This window comes from Syntrophomonas wolfei subsp. wolfei str. Goettingen G311 (assembly GCF_000014725.1).
Classification (GTDB): domain Bacteria; phylum Bacillota; class Syntrophomonadia; order Syntrophomonadales; family Syntrophomonadaceae; genus Syntrophomonas; species Syntrophomonas wolfei.
The window spans coordinates 1,307,931-1,326,443 of record NC_008346.1 but is presented as its reverse complement, the minus strand read 5'-3'; the positions used below and the strand labels follow the sequence as shown (position 1 = coordinate 1,326,443).

The 18,513-nt window shown below is 43.0% G+C and carries 14 protein-coding genes; 2 read left to right on the top strand and 12 right to left on the bottom strand.

Translation table 11 applies throughout. The features are described from left to right. The 4 genes from SWOL_RS05865 to addB form a co-directional block, all read right to left on the bottom strand. Complete coding sequence (locus tag SWOL_RS05865; RefSeq protein ID WP_011640559.1) at positions 1–1,128, bottom strand: alpha/beta fold hydrolase; 1,128 nt, start codon at positions 1,126–1,128, stop codon at positions 1–3. A 103-nt stretch (positions 1,129–1,231) separates the two neighbouring features. Beyond that, positions 1,232–3,004, bottom strand: a complete 1,773-nt coding sequence (locus SWOL_RS05860) for a long-chain-acyl-CoA synthetase (RefSeq protein WP_011640558.1) — start codon at positions 3,002–3,004, stop codon at positions 1,232–1,234. A 421-nt stretch (positions 3,005–3,425) separates the two neighbouring features. After that, positions 3,426–4,559, bottom strand: a complete 1,134-nt coding sequence (locus tag SWOL_RS05850) for a hypothetical protein (RefSeq protein WP_011640557.1) — start codon at positions 4,557–4,559, stop codon at positions 3,426–3,428. A 93-nt stretch (positions 4,560–4,652) separates the two neighbouring features. Then, positions 4,653–8,027, bottom strand: coding sequence for a helicase-exonuclease AddAB subunit AddB (gene addB / locus SWOL_RS05845; protein WP_011640556.1), 3,375 nt, complete (start codon positions 8,025–8,027; stop codon positions 4,653–4,655). Between the two features lie 349 nt (positions 8,028–8,376). Between addB and SWOL_RS05840 the strand changes: the two genes are divergently transcribed. Beyond that, positions 8,377–8,616 (top strand): hypothetical protein, encoded by a 240-nt coding sequence (locus SWOL_RS05840; protein WP_041427426.1) that lies wholly within the window; start codon positions 8,377–8,379, stop codon positions 8,614–8,616. Positions 8,617–8,626: 10 nt separating this feature from the next. Here SWOL_RS05840 and SWOL_RS05835 read toward each other — a convergent pair whose 3' ends face one another. The 7 genes from SWOL_RS05835 to SWOL_RS13540 all read right to left on the bottom strand — a co-directional run bounded on the left by SWOL_RS05835 (position 8,627) and on the right by SWOL_RS13540 (position 15,344). Then, complete coding sequence (locus tag SWOL_RS05835; RefSeq protein WP_011640554.1) at positions 8,627–9,070, bottom strand: DMT family transporter; 444 nt, start codon at positions 9,068–9,070, stop codon at positions 8,627–8,629. A gap of 267 nt (positions 9,071–9,337) precedes the next feature. Next, positions 9,338–10,024: a ZIP family metal transporter gene (locus tag SWOL_RS05830; protein WP_041427844.1), complete on the bottom strand. Its 687-nt coding sequence runs from the start codon at positions 10,022–10,024 to the stop codon at positions 9,338–9,340. A gap of 197 nt (positions 10,025–10,221) precedes the next feature. Beyond that, on the bottom strand, positions 10,222–11,376 hold the full coding sequence (locus SWOL_RS05825; protein WP_011640552.1) for an XdhC/CoxI family protein: 1,155 nt from the start codon (positions 11,374–11,376) through the stop codon (positions 10,222–10,224). Between the two features lie 110 nt (positions 11,377–11,486). Then, on the bottom strand, positions 11,487–12,335 hold the full coding sequence (locus tag SWOL_RS05820) for an FAD binding domain-containing protein (protein ID WP_011640551.1): 849 nt from the start codon (positions 12,333–12,335) through the stop codon (positions 11,487–11,489). Further along, the gene (locus SWOL_RS05815; protein WP_011640550.1) at positions 12,311–12,805 is read right to left on the bottom strand and encodes a (2Fe-2S)-binding protein; all 495 of its coding nucleotides are present in this window, start codon (positions 12,803–12,805) and stop codon (positions 12,311–12,313) included. Before SWOL_RS05815 ends, SWOL_RS05820 begins: the two co-directional genes overlap by 25 nt. Beyond that, positions 12,789–14,930: a xanthine dehydrogenase family protein molybdopterin-binding subunit gene (locus SWOL_RS05810; RefSeq protein WP_011640549.1), complete on the bottom strand. Its 2,142-nt coding sequence runs from the start codon at positions 14,928–14,930 to the stop codon at positions 12,789–12,791. The genes SWOL_RS05815 and SWOL_RS05810 overlap by 17 nt, the downstream gene beginning before the upstream one ends. 174 nt (positions 14,931–15,104) lie before the next feature. Next, a complete protein-coding gene (locus tag SWOL_RS13540) occupies positions 15,105–15,344 on the bottom strand; it encodes an NTP transferase domain-containing protein (RefSeq protein WP_011640548.1) in 240 nt (79 codons plus the stop codon). Between the two features lie 330 nt (positions 15,345–15,674). On the opposite strand from SWOL_RS13540, the gene SWOL_RS05800 reads away from it, so the two are divergent. Beyond that, positions 15,675–16,046 carry a TIGR04086 family membrane protein gene (locus tag SWOL_RS05800; RefSeq protein WP_011640547.1) on the top strand — a complete coding sequence of 124 codons (372 nt, stop codon included), beginning with the start codon at positions 15,675–15,677 and terminating at the stop codon, positions 16,044–16,046. Positions 16,047–16,213: 167 nt separating this feature from the next. On the opposite strand, the gene SWOL_RS05795 is transcribed toward SWOL_RS05800, so the two are convergent. Next, positions 16,214–18,259: an ATP-dependent DNA helicase gene (locus tag SWOL_RS05795; RefSeq protein ID WP_011640546.1), complete on the bottom strand. Its 2,046-nt coding sequence runs from the start codon at positions 18,257–18,259 to the stop codon at positions 16,214–16,216. Between the last annotated feature and the right edge of the window lie 254 nt (positions 18,260–18,513).

Sequence of the window (18,513 nt, the reverse complement as noted above, 5' to 3'; positions counted from 1 at the left end):
CTAAATGGCCAGCTTAAGCACTTCGTTTACCGCGGTCCAGTCTTCCCGCAGAGATTCGGTACCCATCAAAGTCCCGATATGTCCTCCCTCGGTTAGTATCTCGATTACATCCGCAGCCGGGGTAGAGATATAGTTCTTAAGAGCAAAAGCCTGCTCAGGAGGAGTAATATGGTCTTTCTTCCCGGCCATTATAATTACCGGGCAGCTTATATTTCTTAAATCAACCGGACGGCCATCAAGCTGAAAACTGCCTGGCTTGGTGAGATTATTCTCCTTGAATATGTTTTTTACAATCTCCAGATAAAAACGCCCGGGAAGGTTTTGCGTATACTGATACCAATTTTCGAAGTGTATAAAACGCTTAACTCCATCTTCATCGCCCTCTTTGATCATCTGCCAGAGACGAAAATACTTACGCACATAATGCTCTTCCGGCTGCATACTCTTAAAACCCTGTAAAATAAATTTACCCGGCATTACCCCACCGCCGGAATTAACCATAAAGCGAAAGACATCAATGGACAGCTTTTGGGCATATTCCACTATGGGGGAGGGTTTGGCATTAACATCTATCGGAGCTGCCGCTGATACCAGCGTGGAAATCTTATCTGGAAAAAGAGATGTATAAATACTAGCCTGCCAACCGCCTTGACATTGCCCCACCAGGTGAATTTTATAAACCCCGGTTCTTTTTCTTACTTCTTCCACCGCCTCATCAGTCAACCTTATATAGTCTTCTATTCCCAGATCTTTATACTCAGTAGTAGCGGATAACCACTGGGTAACATAAACATCATAGCCATAGCGGTGAAATACCCGAACCAAACTTTGGGCCGGGGAATAATCGGCCAGGTTGGAATGGTGTCCAGCTTGAGGCGGTAAAATTAGTACCGGCCTTTTAGCCGAACTCTCATATTTGTTGGGGAAATGCCGCAAGCACAAGGTCTTATGTACTAATATAATATGGTTAGGAGTAGACCAGGTAGTAAAAGGCTTTTCCAGATCTATCAGTATATCCGTATATCTTTTTAACCTGGGGTCAAATAAAGATATATGCTCTTTGCTCTGAAGTATTTCAAGAAAAATTTTATATCGGCTGTAAAGATCCGGTTGATCCATCCAATTCATTTTTAGCCCCTCCCTCATAAAAATTTTTTCATCAAAGCTTACAAGCGGATTTTATAACATGGGGACGATTCTCCTGATATGCATATCAGCCTCCCAGCAAAGCTTACAAGCGAATTTTGCCATCCTTAATATCCTGATATTTTTCTGGAGTTAAAGTAAGATAAGCATTACGCTTGAGATCGAAATAGTAAAGAGGATCTTTGACTACAGTTGGGTTAAAGCCTTCCTCCTGTAGTTGCCGCCTTTTTTTCCGAAACAACCTGGGTTCCACATGAGCACAAATACGGATAAATACTGGGCGGGCATGGTCAGGCATTCTGCGATTGATATGATCCACTAATTTATCCCAATCCAGAGGTGCATCATCCAGCAATTGCAGAGCGGCCATTCCACAGTTTCCCTCCATACCGGGAACCTTTACTCCATAAACAAAGGCTTCTTCAATACTGCCAAAGAATTTATTTATAACATCTGCTACCTGATTAGCCGAAACGGTTTTACTTTTCCAACGGTAAGTATCACCCAAACGATCAACAAAGGATATATAATCCCCCTCATGAAGTTTTACCAAATCACCCGTGTTAAAGTATTCGTCCCCTTTTTGCAGTACATCGCGGATAATTCTGGCTTCACTCATCTCGCTATCATTAACATAGCCCCAAAATTGGTTATTAGCATTTATTTCCGAAAGAACGAGTCCAATCTCACCCGGCTTACATACTACTGCCAGTCCTTTATCGTCTCGAATTATGCTGTCACTGTCATAGTCATACTTTACCACTTCCCCCTGCCGCATACCTCTCAGATTAAGATTGCCGCACATACCGGGGATCTCATCCTCATTTATATAGGTTCCTATGCCTTCGGAAGTACCATAAGCCTCAACAACCTTCTTAATCCCAAAACGCTGCTGCAGTTGCTGCAGGAGATCACCACGGGTATTGACCCCTATAATATATTCCAAAGGATTATCCCCATCATCGGCTTCTTCCGGCTGATTGCAAATAAAGCGCAACATTTCCCCCACCGCCATAAAGTGCGTAACCTTATAACGGCGAATGTCCGGCCAGAAATTGCTCAACGAAAAGCGTGGTTTTATTACCATGCTGGCGCCGGCCGCCAGCATACTGGAAAAGCAGATATTAAATCCCATATTATAGTAGAATGGTATTACTAAATAAATAATAGAATGCTGATTCATATTAGTCAGCAGAGCAAACTGCTGACCCATGAGCAGCCATCTTTTTTGGGACAGTACTACTGTTTTGCGCAGTCCACTGCTCCCTGCTGTCTCCATGTATATTATAATATCTTCACTGCTAGATTTTCCGGTGCTTTCCGGATTATGAGTGGGACAGCCGGACAGTAGTTGATTCAAATCCTCCACAGCAAGCGGCAAGCTAATATTCTGCTCCCCAGTTTCCACCAGTATGCGTCCGGGAGTTCTCAGCCGGATTCCATTGCTTATCGACTGGTAGAGTTCCAGAAATTCATGACCAACGATAATCGCTCGGGACTCACTGACATTAATGGCATGAGCCAGCCGTTCCCCGCGAATAACCGTATTTACCAGGTTCACCACGACACCCAATTTATTTAAACCACTGGCCGCCATTAAATATTCCGGCCGGTTATCCATCAGTAATGAAACCACATCACCCTTTTTAAATCCCTCTTGCTGAAAGAAATGGGCATAACGATTGGCCATCTGGTTAAACTGCTCGTAGCTGATATAGCGGTCACCATATATCAGAGCAGTTTTTTCGCCTTGTTGGGCGGCCCAGTTCTCTAATTGCCAACTCAGGGATAATGCCTGAGGTTTCTTCAAGCTCTCGATTATTTTTAAATGCATAGCCTCAAAATGGTTATGGTTCAATTATTCTGTTCCTCCTACTTTTTCATAATCTATCTGTGATTTATTCCACTGTAACAAATTTACAAAGATGCATTGGGCTTGAATAAAACATATACCGCTCAGCTCCCTTGATTGCAACCGAAGGATGTAGGGAACGACGACCGTGTCGTTCCGAATCAGGTGTAACAACCCCAATAGCGAAACCTACAGGGTGCATCAGGAGTACCCGCAGGGTGCTGGGCAACACCTGCGGCTTGTATATTTATATGCATAGAAAAGGGTTTTTAATGGAATCAAGCGTTGTTTTGGCTTTCCTTAATAATCTGATAGTAATAGGTGAAGTTATCTTCATTTTTCCAATAATTTGCCATCATATAATAGCTAAACAGGGCCAGCTCCTTCTCCGTTGGGTAGGCAGGTTTAAAAAGTGAGTAAAAGTTATTTACACACTCTTCCCAGGCACAGTCCTGTTCCGAGAAATGAGGAAACTGAGCACTAAAATATCCCCATAGCACTCCAATGAGCTTGCCTTTAGCAGCTTCCAAACCGCCAGTAAGGCCACTTCATTTTTCATCTCCAACTTCTGCACCAAAGATTCATAAAACGGAAGGAAGGAGTCTTCAAAAAAGGTCTTAACTGTGGGAGATACCTCAATTTCTTCCTCATATGGAGCTAAAATTTTTACATAGGCGTTACTTCTTTTCTTTTCCATCAAATATTCCAAATCCCAATAGCTGTCAGAATTAAGTAAAACTGCATCCCCTTTTTCTTTAATAAATGTGCAGGCTAGCTCCCTCACCTCACTATCAGTTTTCAGTGCCAGGTAGTATTCTTCAATTTGCTGGTTAAAATCCTGCCAGAGTTGTTGTACTGATTTCATTTTATTCTCCAGGTATTTGGCATAATGTTCTTCAAAGAGTTTTTCCACCTGACCCGCCTGGGTCTCATTACTCATAAAAGTAACAATTTCCCAGGATTCTCTCTTCAAATCCGATACCCGGTGCACAGAAATCCATCGCGAATAACCCAAAATATCCGTGGGCAAAACTACGGTATGATAATAATAGCCACTATCTAGTTCATCCAGGTGCAGTATGAAATTCTTGCCATTATAGGAAATAAAGTTCATTTCTTTTTGGGCTAGAAGCAAGGTACCATAATTATAGTTTCTAACATCTCTGTTTCTGGTAAACTCGATCAGGGCCACATTCTTTAATTCGCTTATTTCTTCAAATTCAGTTTTCCTCTTCCTTAATTCACTGGCCCCGTCCTTAAAGAATTTGTACCTTATCAATACCCGGTAAGCATCTTCCCGGCTGATAATAACGGTTTCTGTTTGCTCGCCATCTGGGTAAACAATGTTAATATCCAGAATGTCCTGATGCCCTTTCTCCTTTCGATCCAAGCGCAGCATAGTCAAACTATCAAACTTATAGCTTATGCCATTAAGCTTCGCTGCGGGCGCTCTAAGGTATAATTCATCAGTAAACAGATCAATAATGACCTTGAATCCCTTAAAACTACTATTAGATATTCCGCTAAAACTTACAATTTTATCATGCTTCGCTGGCTTCATCTCCATTCCTCCATTGAAAGATTAATAACTAGATATTTCCACCTCTGATATTTAAACATTCTATCACAAGTGTTTTTTATTGCCCATCTATCCTTAGTTGTTTTCTTCCATAAGATATGTTAACACTTCTTCCCGACTCATAGGCTTAAGGTATCTCCAATTGTTGTCCGAAAATAGCCGGTCAAACTGGCATATAGAGGGATAAGAACAATAGGCACAAGCCAGTCGTCTACGAGTATAAACCGGTTCTATTCTTATTTGCCCGTTAACCATCTCCTGTCCAATTCTCTTAAGCAATCGCTCTACATGTTTCAGCAAAGCCGAGAATTGTTTAAGGGGCAGCACCGATGAAAAACGGTAAAATTCATCCTTGGCGCTTAATCCCAGTGGTAAGACTGTAGAGTAACCATTCACTTCACGATCCATCCGGCGAACAATTTTAGCATCAGCCAGAACCAAGCCTTTCAGTTTTAGTTTTTTCGCAATCTCCTTTTCTACTACTTCCACAATCTTTTCTTCACTGTTAATCATAGGGTCATCTATCTTAAAGTAGAAAACCCCCGCTGGCACGGCTTGTTTCTTCTCCATTTGCTCCCAGGCTGTCATCAGTGCTTTTAAATACACCATCAACTGCAAAGATAAGCCGTGAAAAACCTCGGAAAGATGAAAATCCTGTTGGCCTGACTTGTAGTCCAAAATTCTAACATAACAGCTCTCTTCAAATTCTAACAAATCAACCCGGTCTATTCTTCCTTCCAAAATAAGTTTTTCTCCGTTTTCTAAATCTATTTCAACCGCGGGAAGCATTCCTCCCCGGCCAAAAGCAACCTCATAATCCCAGGGTTTAAAATCACCTTGCTGAATATGTTCCGTCAAGATCCATACTGCACGCCGGCTGATTCTCTTCAATCTATTCAGCAAATACTGGTAGCGTGGATGGCTGTTAAATATCCCCCGGCCAAAGCTTGGGACTATTTCATCCACTACCGTATCGATAATAGCATAGCACTCCTCTTTACTCAGGTCCAGCCATTGCCGGTTATTCTCCCGTAGTTTATGACTGAAATGTAAAAGGCTGTCATGAAATAATAGCCCCAGGTCCGGACTATTGAGTTCATAATTCTTTCTTTCCTGCGGCTGTAGACCATAGCGAACGAAATGGGCAAAGGGACAACTTACAAACTGCTCCAACCGGGAAACACTGGAGCGAAGCGGTGTGCCAAAAAGACGCCGGGATACCTGGGGTTCGATGGGTTCAGGCTGATTTTGATGAAAAAGCCCTTGGAGCAGCAGTTTTCTTGAGCATTGCCAGCTTTCCTGCTCAAAATACCAGCGGTAAACATCCCACCAGAAATCCTCCAATTCTTTCCCATCCAAACCCAAACGCAGCTTTTCCACCAGGTGTTTAAAGCTGCTCTCCGGGGTAGCAACCATCTGCAGTTGCCACTGGCGATCCTCCAGCAGATTAGTCTTTAATGATAAGGAGGGGAAGATCATTCTGAGCTGATCGATCAAAAGCGAAGGACGCAATGCTCTCCCCTCTTCATCCGCCAGGGCATAGCTAAAGTAGATTCTCTCAGCCGGTTTGGCCAGAGCGCTGTAAATTAAAAAGCGCTCTTCTTCCCAGATCATTTCTCGTTCATAGCCCAGATCCAATCCCTTTTCTTGCAATGCTTCCTTTTCTGTTTCACTTAAAATTCCTTCTTCCCGCCCCAAAGAAGGTAGTATCCCATCATTGACTCCAATTACATAGAGACATTTAATATCATGGCTTTTGGAGCGTTGTATATCACCAAGCAAAACTTGATCAACGGTAGTGGGAATTATTTTAATTTCTAAAGATAAAAAGCCGGCTTCCAGTATCCTCTTAAATTCCTTAAGATTTACTTTTTGCTCGCCCATTATCTCCACCATTTGCTTTAAGATTTCTATCATAGCATTCCACAGCTGCGAGCTTTCACTGGCTTCTTCGAGAAACCCCCTGGCCAATAAATCATTGGTCCATTTCTCTAATTTTGAGTAAATGTTTTCCCTCTCCAGAAATGCAAAGAGAGCCTGAGCCATTTCTCTTATTGTGTTATTTCCCTTAAGCATAACGCCAAGGTCTTCGAGCGGTTTAGTAAACAAAAGCCGCTTCTGGTTCAATTCGATAAGGCTTTCTGCATCACCATATGAGAAATCTTCCTTCCATTTATTTCCTTTGATTCCGTATTCCAAAGCATAGTTTTCCAATATTTCCACTTCATCTACAGTCAAATCACTGAAACCGGTTTTAAGATAAGTAAAAACATCTTCATAGCGGTATCCTCGGCTGAGGATTTCCAGAGCAGCAAGAATCAACTCTATAATGGGGTGGCTCATGATATCCCGTTTTCTGTCCATGAAACAGGGTATGCCGTAATCACGAAAAGTCCTTCTTATCAAGCTTCCATAGCGATCCAGGTCATGACAAACCACCGCCATATCTTTCCAACGGTAGCCCTGGCGCGCTAAAAGCAAAAATTCCGCTGCCAGGGCCTCAACTTCACTATATATATTAGAAGCAGCAAATAATTCAATATTCTGTGGCTTTTTAGCAAATGTTTTCCCTGGGTAGGCAAAGAGCTCTGCCTCCAGGTGGTTTATCTCCGGACTCTTCAGCATCTCAGCCGGACGAGGATCTACCTGGATTATTTCTTCCTGCAAGGCATTTTTTCGTACCATAGCGCGGATTTGCCTAAAGCTGCGCCCGGGTAGTTGGAATAAATCCAGTTCAGCTATATCCCAAGTATCCGGGTCAAGCGTAAAACAAATAGTAGTATCACGGGCCATTACCATAATCTTTTCAATAATTTTGAGGGTTTGGGGGGCAAAGGTAGTAAAACCATCAATCCAAACTCGGGCGTTTTTAAGCGAAGTATAGTGTTCTAATTTTTCAATTAGAAGATCCATATAGTCTTCACTATCAATATATCGCCCTTCCATATACCGATTAAAGTGTTGATATATTATGCTTATATCCTTTAGCTTCTCTTTAATAATCTGATCCGGCATCTCTTCAGCATCCAACTGCAAATCCTCGGGACGGATATGCCGTTGTTTAAAGTCTGCCATTAGCTGGCTGATCTGATTTATAAACCCCTCCTGTCGGATTGCCTTTTTATACAAACTCAGTTCCGAGCTACATTCATCGACAATTCGTCTTAAAACCATATTCTTACCCTGTTCATTGAGAAAAACCCGAGTTAAACCCCCTACCCGACTAAAGACATTCTGAGCCAGGCGAGTAAAACTTAAAACCTCCAGGCGCATAATGCCTGGCAAGCGAAGCTGACTAATCACATCCCTTTCGGCTTGCAGCGTATATTGTTCAGGAACCAGCAAAATCAAAGTCTGCTTCTTGTCGCTTTGCAAAGCCTTCTCGATTTCCTGATAAACTAAATGGCTTTTTCCTTTTCCTGCTCTTCCCAGTATGTATCTTATGGCCATTTGCCCACCTCTTGTAATTTTTCCGCTGCTTCCCCACCAAAGGTATGAAAGAAACTTCCACACTTTTAAGCATAAATCCTCTTTATTAGTCATCAGTCGTCAGAAGGGAGAAGGGGATAGTCATCAGTCATCGCTCATCAGTATCAGAAGGGGTAGAGAAATATTCCCTACCCTTTCTTATTGTATAACATGCGCTTATATATTACTTCTCATCAGCGGTTGTGTCCCGGGGCATGGGGGGTTAGTAAAAAACATATCAATTCTCATTTAGATTATAATAGAAGAAGCATATGCTAGAAATGTTATTAGAAAAATGAGGGGTAAGAAACAGTTGGGGGGAGGTATTTTATTGAATATAGGGCTATGGTTGTTGCTAATTGGCGTGCTCTTAGGAGGCATGGCTTATATTTCATATAAACGAGCTGAAAGCAGCTTATTAACCTTAAAGAAAGAAGATCTGGTAAGCTATTACCTGGAACTGGCCCTTCGCCTTTTGCCGTTTCCTTTTTGGACACTTCTTCTGAGTATTCTACTAATCTTGGCAGGATTAGTAGTGCTATTAGTCAATCTCTCTAGAGGTCTTTTCTAATAAAATGAATTTACTCCATGAGTAGAATCCGGGCTCCGGCCGCCAGTAAAGCCACACCGAGAAGATCGAGATAATGGAATTCATACTTCTTCATACCGAAAGCACCCAGATTATCAATACACACTGCTGTTAAAACCTGGGTTATTATTATGGCGGTCGTGGCATTTCCTACTCCAATCTGGGGGATAGCTCGCACCAGAGTGTAGATTATCAATACATTAAGAAAGCCACCCAAAAAGGCATACCAGGGAACGTTGTTCAGCTTGCTCAGGTTGCTAAAACCAGTACTTAAACTCAACATTATCAGCAGAACAGTTATTGTTCCTACCAGGTGAACTATCAGAGTTGATTCCCAGATACCCACTACCTTGCCCAGGGCAGCATTAAAAGTTCCCTGCAGGGCCATGGCTGCACCAGAAAGAGCCGCCAACGAAAGATATAACCACTTTGCCAAATCCTTGTCTCCTCTGCTTTTTCCCTTATTATCCTTATTTGCAGCTCCTTTTATTCTTTTATCCGGGTTCTTAAACCTTATTAAACCATGACTCCACTGCAAACACCTTTTGTTGCATAAGTTTTCATAAATATACAAAGCGAGCGTTGGCTAAGCATGGATCCAGTACCCTGCGGGTACTCCTGATGTTCCATCCTTCGGATGTCACTATTAAGTTGCACCGGTTAGGCAAGCAGGCGAAAGGGGGTGAGTTTACCTGATACATTCCTAGAAAAAAGTAGCAGCAACAATAATCAGCAAGCCGAGGAGAAATCCCTGGACGCGGCTTTTTTTATCCTTGCTCCCGGCCTGCGGCCAAAGGTAAAAAAGAACCAAAAAAACCATTACCCCTGAAGCCAGGCCTAAGAGGAAAGCCAATACTTCTGGAACAATCTTTACTAAAACCTGACCGGTAAGTGTCCCTAAAGGAGTAATCAGTGAAACCAGAAAAACTCGAAGAAATATTTTTAATCGTTTCATTCCCCCCATCAGCAAAGGAGCAGCAATAGCCATTCCTTCTGGAATATTGTGTATCCCTATGGCCAGAGCAATTACCATTCCAGTCCTAACTTTCATTTCACTTCCCAAAGCAATGGCCATTCCCTCTGGAAGATCGTGGAGAGCAATGCCCAACATTATTAAGTAACCTAGCCTTAAGAGACCTTCATTCTCTGCCTGCCGGGACAGCAGCAATATATGTAGAAGAGCCAGAACCAGCAGGCCTACAACGAAGCCCAGGCCAGCTTCTATTGCATTGGCCAGCAAAGCAGATGGCAGCATATCCATAAACACTACCGCAATCATTACACCCGCTGCTAAACCGAGAAAAAACCCCAGGCTGCGATTGCTCCACTTTCTTTTGGCAAACAAAGCTATGGAGCCAAGCAAAGTACAACCACCAGCCAAAATACTCATTAAGTAGAGAGCTTTAACGGCTATCACCCTTCCCCTAAAAAAACCTGATTGCTAATGTTTATTAAAGATGCCAGGTAATTTAGAAGAGTGAGTTAAAAGAAATCTGGTAACACTAGGCCCACTGTCTTTAGTGCAGTGGGCCTAAAATTAAGATCATTAATTGTACGTCGAAAGTCAATGCCAATATTCTATTCCAATTAAAGGATTCCACCTCCTCCGCTTACCTGGGCGAACCCATTTACTGGTTCAATAAAGACTTCCATAGAACCACCGCAGATCATTCCCTCCATAGCCGCGTTGGCCGCATCCATTGATATACGATAAAGGATTGGTTGGCTGGTATTGATAATCTTAAAGGCTTCGGCACGCACCTTGGCTTCCCCTTGGCCACCGCCTACGGTTCCTAGACTGCGTCCGTCTGCCCAGACCAGCATATGGGCACCCGCCTTTCGGGGAGTCGAACCTTTGGTGCTCACCACCGTGGCCAGGGCGGCTGGGACATGGTTGATAGCTGCCTGTAATGTTAGTTGCAGTATCTCCTGGTCTATAGTCGAAGGCAGTTCGCCTAAATTAAAAACACCAGCCTCGTTGTCGTTATTTTTTTTGTCGATATTTTTTATCGAAGCAGCTTTTCCACCCCGGCGTACCTTAATCAATTCTGCGGTTATGCTTACGGCGATCTCTGCCGGGGTTTGCGCCCCGATATCAAGACCTATCGGCATATACACGGAATTTAGCTTTTTTACCGCTAACCCCTCTTCCAGCAGCCGTTCCCGGATTATGGCAACTTTGCGCCGGCTGCCAATCATTCCCAGATAAGCTAAGGGATACTTTAGCATCTGCCGCAGACAAAGCAGGTCATGCTGATGACCCCGTGTAACAATCACCACATTGCTCTGGGGTCCTAGATCAAAAGAATTTTCCACTGTGTCGAAACTACAGCAAATTGTTTTGTCAGCTTCGGGAAACCGGTCTTTGGAAACAAATTCGGGCCGGTCATCCAGCACGGCCACCTGGTAACCCAATAGTTTTCCAATCTTAGCCAGCGGCTGGGCGATATGTCCGCCACCCAGGATAATAAGCTCTTGGGGCGGAAGGTAGGGATCGATCATCAGGGTTGCTTTCTGCCTGGTATCATTGGGATTAGCCAGACTGATGACCTCAAAACTTCCTCTATAAAGGCTCTCGCGTATCAGTACTTCCAACCGCTCCCTAACCCAAGCCAAGGGTATCGAATAACTCAACCGGCCTGTCGAGGTAATAATCGCCTTACACCCTACCAGGCGGTCAGACAGACCCTGCTGATCTATGATAGTCGCTACGACTATTTTTTTTGCTTGATCGAATTCCATCCGCTATCCTCTCTCGTATATTAATAATGTTCAAATGGAGAACATCGCCGACAGTCACTTTGGTAAAACCCCTTAGCGAGCCCTCAAATAAGCTAAATAAAAGGTGCTATTTACCAAACAAGCTCCTTCAAAAGAAAATTTTCCAGTAATTGCAGGGAAACTTTCTGGCGATATATTTTAGTGGAACGACGATCATCAACCGGATTAAGCAAATTGGCATAGCTTGATTTAATGTCATTCAGCCGCTCTGAAATTTGGGATTTGTTGATCCCTTTTAAAAGGGTTTCCGCCTCAAAGCTTCTTATCACGGTTGGCGCTACAGCGCCAAAGGCTATTCTAACTTCGTGTATTTGGGCAGCATCCCCGTTAGCCAGAGCAAAAAATGATATTTTAGAAATACAATTAGCCTTACGCGAACCCACTTTTCGGTAATAATATTGTCGATAATTGCTTAGGGGAATAGTAATTTCGCTCAATATTTCGTCGGGTTTTAGTAGGTTCTGGCCGGGACCGGTAATAAAATCTTCTATGCCAACCGCATAGGTTTTACTTTTGGATTGAATCGTAAGTTGGGCATCAAGGGCATAAAACATAGGCAGGGTATCGCCTGCTGGTGATGAGTTACCGATATTTCCGCCAATTGTCCCCATATTGCGGATTGAAGGAGAGGCCATTTGAGCAATCGGCAGTTTAAGGTAATCCGGTATTCTTTTATCGTTTAATATTTGAGCCAGCGTACAGGCAGCGCCTATTTTCAAACTATTATTATCAATATTTATTGTTTGCAGCTCTGTTAAGTGACCCATAAATAATAACGAAGTCGAAAATTTAGGGACTGCTCCGCTCCACTCTCTATGTTTGACCATTAGGTCAGTGCCCCCGGCAAATACTATGGTATTTTCATTATTTCTAATATCCAGGGCTTCAATTAAATTTAAAGGTCTATAGACTTTGACCACAGTCCCTCCCCTTCCTTGGCCGCCAGTAAAATGGCCTCGACGATCAGGTTATACCCGGTACACCGGCACAAATTGCCGGCCAGCGCGGCGCGAATTTCTCCTTCTAAGGGCTTGGGGTTTTGCCGGAGAAGTGCTTCAGCGGCCAAGATCATTCCAGGTGTACAAAATCCGCATTGAACACTGCCGGCTTTTTCAAAGCAGGCACTGAGGACTTTAAATTTTTCAGTGTTTCGATACCCTTCTATAGTTAAAACGCTTTTGTCTTCAAGAAGCGCTGCCGGAACCAGACAGGAATTGACCAGCTTGTCGTCCAAAAGCACCGCACAAGCCCCACACTCGCCCTCCCCGCAGCCTTCTTTTGTCCCGGTAAGCTGTAAATCATCCCGGAGTATATCTACCAGTCGCTTAAGCGGATGGATTTTTAAGTTAATATTTTTACCGTTGAGCTTAAAATTAATCATATTTAGCATTTTGCATCAGCTCCATTATATATTCCGGGGTTACCGGAATTTGGGTTACTTTTTGACCGATAGCATTTTGTATAGCTAAAGCTAGGGCTGGTGCAGCCCCAACCAGCGACAACTCGCCCAGTCCACGGGCCCCGAAAGGACCGTTCTCGTAAGGGTTATGAATGAGTTTACTTTCTATTTCAGGAAAATCAACAGCGGTCGGGATTAGATAATCAGTTAAACTACTTTGCAGAAGCTGGCCGTTTTTGCTATTTAATACTTCCATACAACCAAATCCCAGTCCTTGAACAATGCCTCCTTCTATTTGCCCTTTAACTATCTTTTCGTCAATAGGCGTGCCGATGTCGTAGACCGCCCAAATTCCTAGAATATTTAGGGTATAAGTTATCGGATCTATTTCCACTTCAACCACATTTGCTCCCCACGAATATTCCGGATAGGCATTGCCCTGAAATTTTTCGTTATCCCACTTTAGATTTTTAGGGTATACATACTCGTGCGTAATATCAAATTCCTCTTCATTCCATCGGTCTTTCATTTCCAGAGCACAGTCATACAGAAGTTTGCCGATTATCATTATGGTTCGCGAAGCGACTGTGGGTCCTGAATTCGGGCAAAAATCAGTGTCGGGATATTCGTGTTTTACCCATTCAATGGGTATTTCCAGAGCTTGGGCGACGATTTTTCGGAGGGTGGTTAAAGCTCCCTGACCAATTTCTGTACTAGAAACAAAGATCTGCACGCAGTTGTACGAGTATTTTTTTAGTCGAACTTTAGGTTTTATGAGTTTTTCTTCGTTGTCCCCGGTAAAACCACAACCGTGGGAAAATACAGAACAACCGATGCCCCGTAATCTTTCCTTTTGGCTGGAATATAGTTGGCGTTTGCGGCGGTAGCTGGACATTTTAGCTATTTCCGTGGCGATTTCATCCAGTTTTATGGGGTATTGAAAGAGCCCGCTGGTGGAAGAAGTATCTCCTTGTTGGAAAAAGTACTTTCTTTTTAGTTCCAGCGAATCCTGGTTTAGCTGCTGAGCGATATTTTCCATGTGCATTTCAATGGCAAAAAAAGCTTGCGGCCCTCCAAAACCCCGAAAAGCGCCGCTTACCACCTGATTAGTTGCATAGGCTCGGGCCTGGACCTTAAGGTTTTTAATATTATAGACACCGCTGGCTGAGTACATAAGCCTTTGCAGTACGACACTGGAAAGTCCGGCATAGGCCCCCGCATCAGTCTTAATATCGATTTCTTGGGCCGTTATCTGGTCTTGATCATCAATATAGCTTCTTATCTTAATGATGGCTGGATGCCTCTTGGTCGAACAGCTGATATCTTCCTGGCGGTCAAGGACAAGCTGGACGGGTTTTTGTGCCTTGATCGCCGCCAGGCCGGCATGGACGCCTATAATCGAAGGATAATCCTCTTTGCCCCCGAATCCGCCTCCAGTTGGCAGTTGAATTACGCGGATTCCGTCTTCTGGCCAACCCAGAGCCTGGATCAAGGCTTCTTTGACATAATAAGGACACTGCATGGATCCATAAACCGTTACGCGGTTGTCTTCATAGACACCGATCATCGATTGAGTTTCCAGATAAGCCTGTTCTTGATACCCGGTCCTAAATTCATCCTCAATAAAAAACTTTGAATTTTTAATCGCTTCCGCAATATTGCCCTTAGAGTATGCATATTCGACAAAGCAGGGCTTGTTTGCAAAAATATATTCTTCTTGCAGTTCCTGGGCTTCGGCAATGCTTAAGACCGGCTTTAGCTCTTCATAATTGACCTTTATCTTTTTTAGGATATCTAAAATTGTTGGCTTATCCGGGCCGACTACCAGTAGTATCGGTTCCCCAATGTAATTCACCCTATTTGGGGCCAAGAACGGCTGGTCCTCGTAAACTATGGGGACAATGTTTTTCCCTGGAATATCGTTTTGGTCCACAATAAAATAACCCGGCGGTAAATGAGGAATTTCTATGGAAGCGATCTTGGCCCGCGCTTTTTCCGAACGCAGTGTTTTGGCGTAAAGCATCTGTTCAAGCTTAATATCCGCACAGTATTGGGCCCGACCGTCTACTTTTTCATCAAAATCAAACCGCTTTACGGGGTTACTGATATTGCCCATTTAACCCGCCTTTCTTTTGTATGCCTCTAATCTTTTCGAGGGCTTTTTGGTAGTCTGCCAGGGTGTCAATGTCCACGCGGATGCCGGCACAATCGACCGCTATATTATTAGGATTATTGGCCCTAATGAACTCTCGAAGATTAGGATACAAATTTCTAATTAATATTTTTTCGATCACCGTATGTTTAAAAAGTATCGGATGCCCAGGCCGGTGTTAAAGGTAGGTACCACAATTTCGGAATCCACCCCAAGCATTTTTTGGTATACGAAAGGGGAAATAAGCGGACAGTCCCCCGGCAGAAAGAAAAAACGCTCAGCCCGGATTTGCTTTAAGCCGGTTTTTATTGAAGAAAACATCCCGTCTTCATAACGGGAATTAACAATAATCTCTACATCCTGACTTCGATAAACCATCCATTTCCATTAAATAAGCAACATACGCAGAGTAATCTCCCATTACATTGGTTTATCTTTATTATACTAAAGTTTACTCCAGGTTTCAGTATTTTTTGGAGATGTAACCATAAAAAATTTAAACTGAGCCAGCTTATTTGTGTAGCTTACTTCCCCTAAAAAGACCTAATTGCTAATGTTTATTAAAGATGCCAGGTAATTTAGAAGAGTAAGTTAGTGTGGGGTAAGGCGTAAAGAAGCAAAAAAGAATGTCCCCATGCTTACGTAAGTTTTTCTTGTCATAATTCCCAGGGCTCTTACATATTTTTCAAGCATAGGAGGTGTTGACTTATGAATAGAATTCTGTCGGTAGAATTGCGGGCTATTACTAAAGCAGTTCTCTTTTCTCTAGTGCTTGGACTTATTTCCGCTTTTGTGATTTATTTCAGCAGTTTGAGTGAAGAATTACTTCCAGCACTGGGCAAAGGTATACTCATTTTGAGCATTTTTTTGGCTGCCTGCCAGGTGAGCAAGCATTATGGCAGTAAAGGACTAATACGCGGCTTAAGCATAGGAATGGTTTTTTTCATTATAATGCTCATTGCTACCTTTATTTTTAACCCGTCCCTAATAGCTCTTAAAACCTTTGTCTACACCCTCCTGCTTTGTTTAATGGCTGGAGGGTTGGGCGGAATACTGGGTATAGGGCTAAATGGAAATTGAGAAGGAGTAGAACAAGCTACTCCTTTACTTACTTTATTACCTTTTTTAATAGATTACGAAGAAAAACGGGAATTCGGAAGTAATAAACCCGCACTAAAATCACCCCTTGCCTGAAGATTAGATTTCGCTATATTCTATGAAGAATGAAGAGAAATGTTACTCCCCAGCTAAACCCATTTTTTTAACTCCTGCGTAAACTGCATACAACTCAAAACGCGGGGATTCTTAAAAGGCAGGCTATTTAAAAATACTTTACTATAACTGCTTTTTCCCAACCTCGCATCCAGTATAACTATGGCTCCCCGGTCATTTTCGCCGCGTATCAGTCTGCCTACTCCCTGTTTTAAGCGAATAACGGCATCAGGGAGTAAAAAACGGCTGAAGCCGCTTTGATTTAATTGCTGATAATACTTCTCCCAGGCCTGGCAAAAAGGTTCATCAGGTGAACGAAAGGGTAATTTGATAATCACCAGACATTTCAATAAATCCCCTTTTAAGTCAATACCTTCCCAGAAGGTATCCAGCCCCATAATAACGCTTCTTGGATGGGCGGTGTATTGTTCTTTCAGGGTCTCGAATCCCCCATCCTCGTTCTGCACCAGTAATTTAACCTGGCGCTGTTCACAATAAGGTCTTATAATGCCAGCGATATCCTTGAGTTGCTGTCTGGAGGTAAATAGAATCAGAGTTCGGCCTCCAGTTATATCTATTATTTGGCTCAGTATTCCTGCCAATTTTTCCTGGTAATCCGGTTCATCACGAGCAGGCATATCGTCTAGTAAAATATATCCAGCTTGCTTTTTATAATCAAAAGGCGACTTTTCCAAAAGGGTTTTTAGTCGCTCTTCTTCCTGCAGTTGACTCAAACCAAACTTATTAAGAAAATAGTCAAAGCGCTCTTCTACAGCGAGGGTGGCAGAAACCATCACCAAACTCTCCAACTTGTGGTAGAGACGATTTTGTAGTTCACTGGCTATACAAACAGGTGATGATGATACAGCCTTAACCTTTCCCCTTTCACAATCAAGCCAAACCAACATATCACTTTGAAAAGAATGTTCCTCATTGATCTGATAAGCATGGTCAGCTTCCTCTTGTAGAGAAATAATTACACGAGAAAGCTCTTCGCTTTCTTCTACCCCACCCATGCACTCTTCCAGCTTCTTTAAATTTTTTAAAAGCAGATTAATACTATCCTGCCAATCCTGGTGAATCTCCAGTGCTTCGAGAAACCAGGTTTTTTCCAAATCTGCTGCCTTAATCACCAGCGTTGCTTCATAGCCATTTTTGGAGGAAAGAGGTCGATTCAAGGCAGAAAAATATTCTTTTAACAACTTTACTGCCATGCTGATATGGGTCAAGCATTCCCCAAGAAGTTCTCTATCTACGGAAGACAGTTCTTTAATATGCGGAAGATAAGCTTTTTGCAGGTATTCCAAAAGATCCATGCTATCCCCAGAAGAAAATCGCATGGATAGTTTATCAAAAGCCTCCCTATCCAGGCTGTGAGCCTCATCAATTATCAGGTAGTGGTATTCTGGCAATAGGCGGTTATCAACTTGCACATCGGAAAGCAAAAGAGCATGATTGGTAACTATGATTTGGGACTTCTCCAGCCTTTTTATCATTTTTAAGCGGAAACATTTTTCATGATAAAGACATTTATCTTTACGACAGCTCTTACGATCAGCGGCCAATATATCCCAATGCTTCATTAAAGCACTCTTGAGCCGGAGTTCTTTTCTATCCCCGGTTTCACTTTGTTCGGCCCAGGGCAAAACTGACTGCAGGAATTCAAATTCCCCTTCCTGCAGCCGTTTCTTCCCGGCCAAAATATTAATATACTTATTCCAACAAAGAAAGTTCTCCCGACCCTTGGCTTCAGCACAAGTAAAATCAGCCTTGATAACCCGTTTAACATCCGGCAGGTCTCGCTCGATTAACTGCTGTTGCAAAGCTTTAGTCCTGGTAGCTATTACCACTTTCTCGTTTTCCTGCAGTGACCATAAAACAGCCGGAAGCAGGTAAGCAAAAGTCTTTCCAACACCGGTTCCAGCCTCAGCCAACAAAAATTCCTGGTCAGATAAAGCCGCACTAACAGCAACTGTTAAATTTACCTGCTCCTGGCGAAACTTGTAATCCGGAAGTAACTGCTCCATGGGCCCAGAGGATTCAAAATATTTCTTAATTTCGTTAAGCGGATAAACCGGCATGGTAAAACCTAACCTTCCAGCAAAAACCGCTTCAGCAATAGTGAAACGGTTTTACTTTTATTCTGCTTTGAATACTTGAATATAATGCAAATAGTTATAATATTCATTAGCTTGTATAAATATACCGCTCACAGTCTTCGCATGGGCAACACCTGCGGCTTGTCTCACGGCTCAAGGGGTACCGCGCTAATCTCCCGTCCATGGGTGAAGCGCTCTCGCGACCTCCTGTCGCTCGCCCCCTTTCGCCTGCTCGC